Below are 10,379 nucleotides of genomic sequence, written 5' to 3'. Positions count from 1 at the left end.
GACTGTCTGCCCCACCCCCCGGACTCAAATCCTGACATCGACCAGTACATCGATATCCAAAACGTGTTTGACCTCGTTGTTGATGATAGAGAGGCTTTTTCCATACCCCCCATAAGGGCAAAAAAGATTTCAGGACTCCATTCTGCAAACAAGGTGATCATCCTGATGACCAGGGACAGAATATCTAATTTTTCACGACACCTTGAGGGTTGTGCAGGATCTTCTCACTAAAAAAATTGTTATGCCACAATTTTAAAAAATGTGCCATAATTCTGTGCTTGGAAGTTCTATGACGGATAAACCTCCCCTCCCGACTGTCTTATCCAGTCTCCAAAGAAAGTTGCAGGAATATACATTGGCTGGTGTCGTATCCTTATCCGGAATTTCTTTTTTCTGACAATCGACGTATGCCGCCCATGCTCTTTCTGGTGACATGAATGACAGAGTACTCTGAGGTTGTGGAGTGTTGAATCACCACCTTCAGAAAGAGGAACTATGTGATGGACCGAAAGTTCTGCAGTATTGCCACAGATCTGGCACTGGTGTCCATCCCGCTCAAGGGCCTGACGCCGGATAAGATTCCAGAATGGCGGCCTGCTTCCCCTGACAGATGCAGGTTCAGTTTCCAGCCAGGTGAGAAACCGCCTTTCACAGATATCAGAACAGTACGTCTTCCGTGATCCGGTCATATTTCCACACCAGAGGCAGGGATGCCCGGCAGGACCAGAAATGGTGTCTGAATCCACCATAATTGATCATCGTTTTCAAAAATATATAGATTTTTCCTAAAGACAATATCTTCAGACTTTTTAGACTGACATAAAGTAGCATCACTCACATAAACCATATTTGAGTGAGAATTTTAACCACTATGCCCAGATGTGGCATAGCAAAAATATAGAGATGCTGATATTACCATAAATTCGGTAAGAAACAACCTTGTAGATATCAACATGAGTATCACCATGGACAGCAGTTCCACCCCGCTCTCCCCAATCATTTCAGAATTGAGTGGATTAGACAAATACGATATCCATAGCAATACCCAATCAGAGTTCTCAGAAGAAGAGATCAGACAACGATCAATCTCCCTTATTGCTAACCTTGTGAGAAGCAGGCTTAAAGCCAATAAAGCCTGGGATCTTCTCTCCCATGATTCCGACCTTGCAATTCATTGGGAGTGTGCAAACTACATAACAGTCGAGAAGCTTGGGATGAATGACCACGGAAGAGTGCATGCCATTGTTGCAACTGCATCTGCTCTTCAGATACTCGAATATCTCATTGCCGGAGGTATTGTTCCCGATATCATTAACTCAGGGATGGGTGATCTTGATGATGCCTTTTTGATAGTACTAACAGCTGCTTTATGTCACGATATAGGGAATGAGGTTCACAGAACTGATCATATTTCACACAGCCTCCTTATTGCAAGTCCCATCCTCGATCGAATTCTCCCACAGATTTATGAAGATCAGGAGAGAATGGCAAGAGTCAGGGCATTCATTCTGGGATCCATCTACACTCATCATGGAGATCCAAAACCCCTCACCATTGAAGCCGGAGCAGTCTGTATAGGAGATGCAACCGACATGACCACAGGGAGAGCGAGAACTGCCTATGATCAGGGGAGGGTTTCTATTCACACAATATCTGCGTTATCTATCGACACCGTGCAGATAGAACAGGGACAGGATATTCCAATAGTAATCACTATCCGGATGTCGAACTCTGCTGGCCTTTATCAGGTACAGGAAATTTTGGGACCAAAGATCGCAGCCGGCCCACTCACCCCATACATAGAAGTCAGAATTGAATGTAGCGGTGAAATCAATGGGTCGGAGAAGCAGATTTTGAGTGGAATGAAATTCATCCAAGGAACACTAATCAGGTAACGGTACTAAAATGCCTGAACCTTTCCCTGAAGACCTGAAACTCTTTTTATAAACTGGAAACATCCGTCATTTCAACAAAACCGAAATCAGTGTTGTTAAGCAATTAAAAAAAAAGAACATGGAAAGTTTTAATTCAGAGATTATACCCTGAATCCGGACTGGTAGGCGAAAGCCTTCTGTAAGGTCTTGATGCCACCGGTCACTTCAGTAGTGTCTTTCCAGCTGTTGGTTGCTGAGGTCTTGTTCCAGGTTGCAGATGCGCCACCATTAGCACCATTTAATGCATAGTTGGCGTCGCCACCATCACGGGCTTCCATGATGCTGCCTGCAAAGACGGTCTTTACGGTACCCTCTGCAAAGCCGCTGCCTGAGTTTGCATCAGGAGTGACTGCTATCTGGTAGTTCAGAGCTGCTGGAACGTCAGCGGTCGCTGCAACTCCACGGATCTGACCCTTGGTCGAGATCTGAGCACTGTTCACGTTGACAAGGCTGCTCTTGGCAGAAACGATGTTACAGAATGCTGGAAGGTTGTTGTTGTCTGCCTGTGAGAAGACACAACGGATGTTGCTGTCGCTACTTCCATAGTTACCTGCAACGGAGAGAGTGTACTCTTCCTCGCCGACAAGGTGTGCACCTTCAGTGCTGGCGTAGGTCAGAACCTTCTGCTGCTCAATGTTGTACAGGCCGCTTGCCTGGTTCTTTGAGCTGAAATCGAAGTTCTTGTTCTCTGCGAGCTTTCCACCATTAGTGAGTATGGAGTCACGGAATGTGACATCAGCGACAGACTGACCTGCCTTCAGAATTCCGGTTGGAATAGAGCCGGGGTTTGCAATTACCCAAGACATAGTGGTCTTGTCGTCGACTGCTCCAGTAACATCAATAACGGTATCAATTGAGAAAACCTGGTTTTCAGGGGTTGCATTGGGCAGACGGTCTGCTGCTGCAAAACCGGTTACTGCCACAAGGGCAACCACTGCTATAAGTGCTGCAATAGAGAATCTCATTCTAACTCCTACAATATTTGCCGATACTCTCAGCATCAACTTGTACTCATAGGCGGATACACGATAAATCGTTTCTTATAATGAACAACCGACATCATCGAAAGATTATATATAGATAAACATTGGTGACCAGCGTAGGATATTTCTATGAATTGAGGGTGCATATAGATGGTTTTCATCCGAAATAACCCGTTACCCCCATGTAACAATGAGGGGTAAGGATTCTCCCTAGAAGCCTCTCTTACATATGAAGGCTTTCCTTAAGTCTTTATTTCAACAGTAACTGATGCAGTGTCTTGTTCCAGGTTGAATATGAGTTTTTTGCAGAATACCGGATCCCACTGCCGTATAATTTTATGAATCTGCCTGAAAAGTCACTGCCGGGGTTTGCATCTGGAATGATTGTAATCAGATAGTTTAGGCTTGCTGGATCTTCAACAGTTCACGGTACTGCATTGAACTGTCCCTTGGAAGAAACATGAGCACCTTTTAACAAGGTTGCTTTTGCAGAATACCAGGAGTATTGAATAATTATCAGTGGAAGAGAAACAATCCATGTTGCCTGATGCGCTTGTATTGTTAATTGTGACGGGGAGGGTATATTCTTCCTCACCAATTAGGTGAACACCTTCGGGGTTCACATGGGAACCTCGTAACTCAATGTTGTAGAGGCCACTTCCCGGAATCAAGAAAAGTGAAATCTAACCTTGTTCTCATCATTCTTACCAGTAATCCTGAAAAAAAGAGGGAACTTAAAAGATCACTTGGTAAGGGTTACAAAACCTTCTTCAGTGACGAGTTTCTGTCCGTCTGGACTGTCAATGAATGCAATAAACTTTGTTGCATCTCCGGAAGGCTCTCCCTTGGTCAGGAGATAAAGAGGACGTGCAAGCGGATAGGTACCTGCTTTTACCGTTTCGATACTTGGAGTGACGGTTGTTCCGTTCACCGAGACGGGAACTGCATGAACACTGGAATCGATATATCCAAGTCCTACATATCCAATAGCATTCTCAGTCTGGGCGATGGTCTGCTGGACAGCACCATTCGAGTTCTTCTCAAGCTGGGTCTTGATATAATCTGCGTTCTTCATTACAGATGAGGTCATGAAGTCGCGTGAACCTGATGCACTATCACGGCCGACAACAACGATTGCAGCGTCACTTCCTCCGACATCTTTCCAGTTTGTGATGTTTCCATCATAGATCTTTTTGACCTGTTCAAGGGTCAGGGATGGAATCGGGTTTTTCGGATTTGTAATGAACGCCAGACCATCGATAGCAATCTGGTGAGTCTTCAGGTCAGGGTACTTTGTCTTCTCATCAGCGCTGAGGTCACGTGAAGCCATTCCAATCATGGTAGTTCCTTCACCTGCTGCCTTAACTCCTGCACCAGATCCTCCACCGGTTACCTGTACATCGATACCAGGGTGAGCAGCCATATATGATTCTGCAGCCTTTGCTGCTACAGGCAGGACAGTGGTCGATCCGGCAACCGTAAGAACTGATCCGCCTGATGTGGCTTTTGCAGTAGCCGGTGCCTGTGCGGCAGCGGTAGTGTTTGCAGTGGTGACTTTCTTTTCGGTCTGGCCTGAAGAGTTACCAGTGCAGCCTGCCATCAGGACAGAGCACAGAAGAAGGCCAATCAGAATACATCCTAACATAGCGGTTTTTGAATTCATCATACTCCAACACTCGTGGGGTTCATACCACTCTGACCGGAGTGCTCATGGGCTTTCCCGCTATACACCATAGAGAGAAAGGATGAAGATGTATTCATCTGATGCCTATAGAGATCTATTGAGATACATTCAGACGTTAAACCTGCTGATATCAGAATGAATACGACCTGCAAGACCCGTAACAGTCTCGATATGCAGAGATATTTCCTCAACTGAACGACAGGATTCATTACATGCCTGTGATGATGCATCAGCGTCTTTTGTTGTCTCCTTCATTAGATCACCAATTACCTGTGCACGTCTATCAAGGATCTGAATCATCTCTTCCTGCTCATCAGCAACCTGAACTACCTCTCTGCTCATAGTAGCGATGGTCCCTATCTCACAGGACATATTCTGAAACAGGTTTACCATCTCTCTTACGGCGATACTCCGTGTTTTTACTTCATTCCGTGCACCATCAACCCCGTCCCTCACCTCTTCAAACGCCTTATTCAGTGACTGGAGAGTATCTGATATTCCCACCAGTGCAGTCTTTGAATCAAGAGCCAGACGTTTAACTTCAGAAGCTACGACTGCAAATCCTTTGCCTGCGTTGCCAGCCTGGGCAGCTTCTATTGCGGCATTAACTGCGAGCAGGTTTGTCTGGCTTGTAATCTCGGTGACGAGCCCTATAATCTTGCGGATCCTACCCAGTTCCTCCTGGATCCTGACAGTTCTTGCAGCAATGAGTTCGGTTGCACCTGATATTGCATCCATACCGTCTCTGCTCTTTCCTGCAAGTTCAATCCCCCGGGAAGAAATTTCATCAGCCCTGGATGAGATATTTGCCACAGATTCAGATTTTGATGTCATCACCCGAAGGGAGTGCATTGCAGCATCAGTCCCTTTTATCATCTGCTGAACTTCAGTTCCAACCTGACCGGCTCGTTCTGAAACGGAATACGCATAAGCAGCAAGCGTCTCTGCCTGACCTGCCACCGAAGCTATCCCTTCCCTCATGAGATCAGCCTCATTGTTCATGGTGGTGGATGTACTCTTAAGATCCAGAATGCTTTCAGATATCCTGACCCCTATGTTGTCAAGAGACGACCTGATAGTGACGAAATCACCAGTTACCTCAAGCTTTCTCCCCATCCTGTTCGTGAAATCTCCGGCAGCATATCCGCTGCACACACGGTCAATCTCACTGACCACACCCTGACAGTAGATGCCTATTGCATCAAGAGACTCCTTCAGGCTCTCAAAATCTCCAGGATAGGAGATCTTCTCATCCATTCGTGCTTCAAACCTGCAAAGGGCATACTCACCACTCACCCTCCTGACCTCTTCAAGCGGGGCATGAATAAGTCCGATCATCCGGTTCATCCCGGTTACCAGTGCCTGATAGTATCCTGACAGACCAGAGAGATCACCACGTGTCGAGAGATCACCCTGCATCACTGACATTGTGAGCGATTCCACTGTTGCAATCATCATTTGAAGTGAACTCAGTGCATCGTCCAGATCCCTGATCATCCCTTCAAACGGACCAGAAGGAATATCTCCAACTGACACCGGAATCCAGCCGGTTTTCAACTGTTCGATGGTTGTCGCTAGTACTTTGTATTGGGCCTCCACCGAGTCGAGCATCTGATTCATATCCAATACCAGGTCTGAAACCTGTTCATCCCCCTGAAATTGACCAGGATCAAGACGGGCAGACAGATCACCGGATGTAAACTGCTTACAGAGATTGGATATCTCATGATGCAATGATTCTCCTGACTGTTCTGGAGCACGTTCCTCCTCCCTGGACTGAATGAGTGCCTCATTAAAAACTGCACCAATATCTGCAAACAATCCCCTGTACTCATTTAGGTTAAGAGGGGTGTAAGAAACGGCCGGTTTAGAACACGAACCGCCGGGATGAATACCGAGATCATGGCGAAAAGACTCTATCATAAGTAAAGCCATCCGCGTCCGTGTGCCCATTATGGCATCATCAGGAATTGCAGGGTCAGAGGAGAGAATAACATCCTGAAGGAGAGCCCGTTCAGATATAAGACCCTGTACCTGTGACAATAGATCACTGAGATTCTGGTGACCACCGCACATCTGATGCCCGCCTGAAATATCAGTGCAAAGCTGCCTGACCGTCTGGCAGCATTTTTGCAGATCAGAGGCACCAGGATCCATGGTACTGTCAATTAACGAACACAATTCTAAAAGTCCGTCAGGAATGGAAGATATCCCGGAAGGAAGAGGAGTTATCAGGAGGTAGAAAACAGGGCGTTTGAGAAGAGGAATCATCCTTCTTTCAGCCTGCACAAGGAAAGAACGTGGCCCTGATACCAGAAAGGACACTGGTTCATCCCCTTCCCTGACAGCAAGAATCTTCTCCAGAATCTGATCACCAGGGATTTCTGTTGCTTGAAAATGAGAAAGGGTTTGTAGCTTTATTCCACGAGAGGTAGTTGGATCTACTTCAAGATATGATACAGCCAGAGGGGATATTGAGAGGATGGTTCCGTCAGATTCAATCAGTATTTCTGCATGTTCTGTCCAGGAACGTCTGATTCTATCATATGAAGGGAGATCGTCATCTTCTCTTATCTCGGCCAGGATAAGCAGCAGATAGATGAGTGACCCTTTTTCATCCATCACAGGCAGGGCAGTGGTTTGATATAAATCAGACCTGGATGGGAACCTAAACTCAACAATACCGCTTGCGGGTTTTCTCATCAGAGCAGCATCCCAGACAGATTCACCTGACAGAAGTGACATCGGGATGTCCCTAAGATGACTGCCACTCAAGGATCTAGACGCATACCCTGATGAGATATAGAATGCGTCATTTGCACCAAGGATGGTCAGCATACCGTCGCAGACAAGAATCGGAGACGGAAAGACCCTGACTTCTTCACTCCAGTCGGTATGATTCTCTGACGATGAAGTGAGAAGACGGATCAGCGATTCGAGATCGCCAGGTCTTGATGAACTTGCATTATTTGCGTTCATCCCTCGCTCACCGGCAGGGAGATCCTTCCGGATACATCAGGTCCGTTCCTGACGCGGTACCCTTTCTTCGGGATATGGATCTCAAATCTTGCACCTTTCAGGTTTTGCCCGGTCTCTGTAATACCCATCCCGGTGATTCCCAGAATTTCCCTTGTATAATAGAGCCCAAGACCAGTGTTGCTCCCGAACCCGCGTTCAAAGATCTTCTCCTTGAGATCATCTGGCACCCCGACTCCATCGTCCTCAACGACCAGAACACCGCCATTAATCTCCTCCATGAAACTGATCCTAACAGTAGTGACCCGTTTCCCATGCATGATTGCGTTTTCTATCAGATTGCTGATGATTTTGCCAAACATTACATCAGTATAGACCTCAACCATTCCGGTAGAGTGTAGAATCGCAAGATCGCCAAACTCGTGTGAGCAGGTGATCCCTTCTATTATAGCACCAACAGAGAGCCATCTCGGTCTCTGAATTCCTATCTTCTGATACACATCAGAGAAGACCAGATGCTCATGAATGCTGTTTATACTTGAGCCAATCGCAGCAACATACGGCCTAATCTCGGGGGTAGCCTCTGCACACTCAAGCAGGAGTTCATACGAGTTCATCTGGATGGTAAGTTGGTTCCTGATGTCATGTCTGGTGATGCTATTAATAATGTGCAATTTCCTGCTTGTCCCCATTAATGCTTCCATCGCAGTCTGCTCTTCTTCAAGAGCATAGTGATGGATAGCATACGCAATCTCACTACACAACTCAGAAAACATGGCCTGCTCATCAGGGTCGGATGCGTAATCACCCGAAAGGGTGACAGAAAGTACTCCATAGACTTCACCGGCATGCTCAAGCCGCATTGTCAGGGCATATTGCCCCTGATGGTCAGGATAGAGCGGGCAATCAATGCAGGTCTGATTAGGCTCACAGATCACCGGTTCAAGACTCTGCACAATGGCACGGCGGGTACAGGAAGTTCGATTACCTGCCTTGAGATAGGTGATGAGATCATCGATCCGATTTTCAAGGCCTGCATGATACACTGACCTGACACCTCCATCCCGGTTAAAAATGACAACCCGGACGTTCTGATACCCACGGCCTGAAGAGATGATCCTGCATACATTCTGAAGTTTTCTCTCGATCTCCTCATCGCCATGCAAGGTCCCTGATACTTCACGGAGTGCCTGAAATATCTGGTATAGGTGGTGGATCTTCTGCTTTGTTCTGTACTGTCCGGCGGCATGAAGAACTTTTTTTGCAAGTTCTGCAAACTGAGAGCCGGGATCCCCGCCTTTCTGAAGATAGAACGTGGCACCGTTGTTAAAAGCCCTGATGACGACCTCTTCACGACCTCTTCCGGTAAAAAGGATGAAGGGAAGATCATACCCACAGTCTCTGATCTCTTTGAGAAACTCGATCCCATCCATGACAGGCATCTCGTAGTCTGATACAACCGCATCATACCTGAAAGAGGAAAGCTTTTTTATGGCTTCCTGTGGGCTTGTAGTGGTATCAACAGAGATTTTCCCGGTTTTTTCAAGATACATCCTGGTGATCTCCAGAATGATCGGCTCATCATCAAGATGCAGGATATGGGTATGACCGGGCTCCCGAAAGGTTCTCATATTCCTACTCTTTTTATTTTGTCTGCAAGATCCTGTGCCTGGTCCTGCTCGATGAACATGGCCGATGCGATGCCCACCCACTTTGAGAGGTCGGCACAATGTGACGGTTCAAGATCCTTAAACGTAAGTCCGCTCATGTGAAATTTGGTCTGACGTTCAAGGAGGGTGATCGCTGCCGGTCCGAGATACTCGGTCGCGATCGCAAGGACGGTGTCTGAAGTCGTGGTCATAATGCTCCACCAGGTATGATCACTCCTGATAATCCTGATGCATGAGAATCTTCAGACTGGTGACCATTCGCTTGAACGAGGAGGCTAACTCACCGATCTCATCGTTGCGTGATATTGAGATCGTTACATCTGTCTCTCCCCTGCTTATCCGGTTTGCAGAATCGATAAGGATGTGAATATCCCTGATCATTGTCCGCGAAAAAACCGCGATAATCAGACCGGCACAGATAATTCCAAGGACCAGAATGATATAGATCGTCTGTCCGACAAAGTTCATTCTGCCCTGAACCACTCCTGCATCCATATCAACGCCGACAATCCCGATAACCTGACCTTTTGCATCTTTTATCGGGGCATATGCTGCAAGAACGGTTCCCCAGGGCCGATTTACAAACTCAGGTTCAACCTGTCTTTCAGAGAAAGCATCTTTCATCGCCCCTGTTGGTGTAGATTCCACATAGCCAATCCTGAAATTTCGTTTTCCTGTGTTGTATCCGGAGTCTACAACATATTCTATGCCTGAACTGCCATTACGCAGAGTATATATCTTGACAATATCAGGATCTGATTTTGCCATTTTTGCGAGTTGTTCTGCATTCATAATGTACAGAACTTCAGATTCCATACCTGGCTGCAACTTGGCAATCTCATTACCATTCAGATCCGCAGCTGTTATTGAAGCGAGCGCCAGCAGTTCCTGCTGGGTTGACTCCTGAATTTTTCCTGAAGATGCTCCATAGGTGAAGAGGAAGGTAAGCCCTGATATAACCAGAACGAGGATAACAAAACCAGCGGTGAGTTTTGTCATGATTGAATTGATCATGGACGTCATGCTGATCCTCCCATGCACCCAGGCTGCAGAGGGGCATTTTTTGTGAGAGGATGCTTCTGGTATTTCATGAAGGGATGATGAGAATGCTGGATCAATAATAATTCTGAAT

Annotated in this window: 9 protein-coding genes; 2 read left to right on the top strand and 7 right to left on the bottom strand. The window is 46.6% G+C overall.

All coding sequences use genetic code 11. The features are described 5' to 3' along the window. On the top strand, positions 1-231 hold a 231-nt coding region (locus VN429_RS04005), incomplete at its 5' end, for a hypothetical protein (RefSeq protein ID WP_325630043.1). Positions 232-287: 56 nt separating this feature from the next. Here the strand turns inward: VN429_RS04005 and VN429_RS04000 are convergent. Then, positions 288-749: an HNH endonuclease gene (locus tag VN429_RS04000; protein WP_325630041.1), complete on the bottom strand. Its 462-nt coding sequence runs from the start codon at positions 747-749 to the stop codon at positions 288-290. Positions 750-965: 216 nt separating this feature from the next. On the opposite strand from VN429_RS04000, the gene VN429_RS03995 reads away from it, so the two are divergent. After that, positions 966-1,895, top strand: coding sequence for a hypothetical protein (locus tag VN429_RS03995; RefSeq protein ID WP_325630039.1), 930 nt, complete (start codon positions 966-968; stop codon positions 1,893-1,895). Positions 1,896-2,035: 140 nt separating this feature from the next. Here VN429_RS03995 and VN429_RS03990 read toward each other — a convergent pair whose 3' ends face one another. From VN429_RS03990 to VN429_RS03965, 6 genes are all read right to left on the bottom strand, one after another. Then, the gene (locus VN429_RS03990) at positions 2,036-2,935 is read right to left on the bottom strand and encodes a hypothetical protein (RefSeq protein ID WP_325630036.1); all 900 of its coding nucleotides are present in this window, start codon (positions 2,933-2,935) and stop codon (positions 2,036-2,038) included. A 724-nt stretch (positions 2,936-3,659) separates the two neighbouring features. Further along, positions 3,660-4,583, bottom strand: a complete 924-nt coding sequence (locus VN429_RS03985; RefSeq protein ID WP_325630033.1) for a phosphate ABC transporter substrate-binding protein — start codon at positions 4,581-4,583, stop codon at positions 3,660-3,662. A 126-nt stretch (positions 4,584-4,709) separates the two neighbouring features. Next, entirely contained in the window at positions 4,710-7,580 is a 2,871-nt protein-coding gene (locus VN429_RS03980; protein WP_325630031.1) for a methyl-accepting chemotaxis protein, read from the bottom strand. Continuing rightward, entirely contained in the window at positions 7,577-9,208 is a 1,632-nt protein-coding gene (locus VN429_RS03975) for a response regulator (protein WP_325630029.1), read from the bottom strand. Before VN429_RS03975 ends, VN429_RS03980 begins: the two co-directional genes overlap by 4 nt. After that, positions 9,205-9,438: a hypothetical protein gene (locus tag VN429_RS03970; protein WP_325630027.1), complete on the bottom strand. Its 234-nt coding sequence runs from the start codon at positions 9,436-9,438 to the stop codon at positions 9,205-9,207. The genes VN429_RS03975 and VN429_RS03970 overlap by 4 nt, the downstream gene beginning before the upstream one ends. Positions 9,439-9,457: 19 nt before the next feature. Then, a partial coding sequence (locus VN429_RS03965) for a HAMP domain-containing protein (protein ID WP_325630025.1) occupies positions 9,458-10,379 on the bottom strand: 922 nt, incomplete at its 5' end.

The sequence above is a fragment of the Methanospirillum sp. genome (genome assembly GCF_035560735.1).
Classification (GTDB): domain Archaea; phylum Halobacteriota; class Methanomicrobia; order Methanomicrobiales; family Methanospirillaceae; genus Methanospirillum.
Note: the sequence above shows the minus strand (reverse complement) of the source record. Positions and strands in the feature narration are given on the sequence as shown.

Bases quoted from the DNA above. Each gene is read 5' to 3' on its own strand.
- VN429_RS04000 (WP_325630041.1), bottom strand. From the start codon at position 749: ATGGTGGATTCAGACACCATTTCTGGTCCTGCCGGGCATCCCTGCCTC.
- VN429_RS03995 (WP_325630039.1), top strand. From the start codon at position 966: ATGGACAGCAGTTCCACCCCGCTCTCCCCAATCATTTCAGAATTGAGT.
- VN429_RS03990 (WP_325630036.1), bottom strand. From the start codon at position 2,935: ATGCTGAGAGTATCGGCAAATATTGTAGGAGTTAGAATGAGATTCTCT.
- VN429_RS03985 (WP_325630033.1), bottom strand. From the start codon at position 4,583: ATGATGAATTCAAAAACCGCTATGTTAGGATGTATTCTGATTGGCCTT.
- VN429_RS03980 (WP_325630031.1), bottom strand. From the start codon at position 7,580: ATGAACGCAAATAATGCAAGTTCATCAAGACCTGGCGATCTCGAATCG.
- VN429_RS03975 (WP_325630029.1), bottom strand. From the start codon at position 9,208: ATGAGAACCTTTCGGGAGCCCGGTCATACCCATATCCTGCATCTTGAT.
- VN429_RS03970 (WP_325630027.1), bottom strand. From the start codon at position 9,438: ATGACCACGACTTCAGACACCGTCCTTGCGATCGCGACCGAGTATCTC.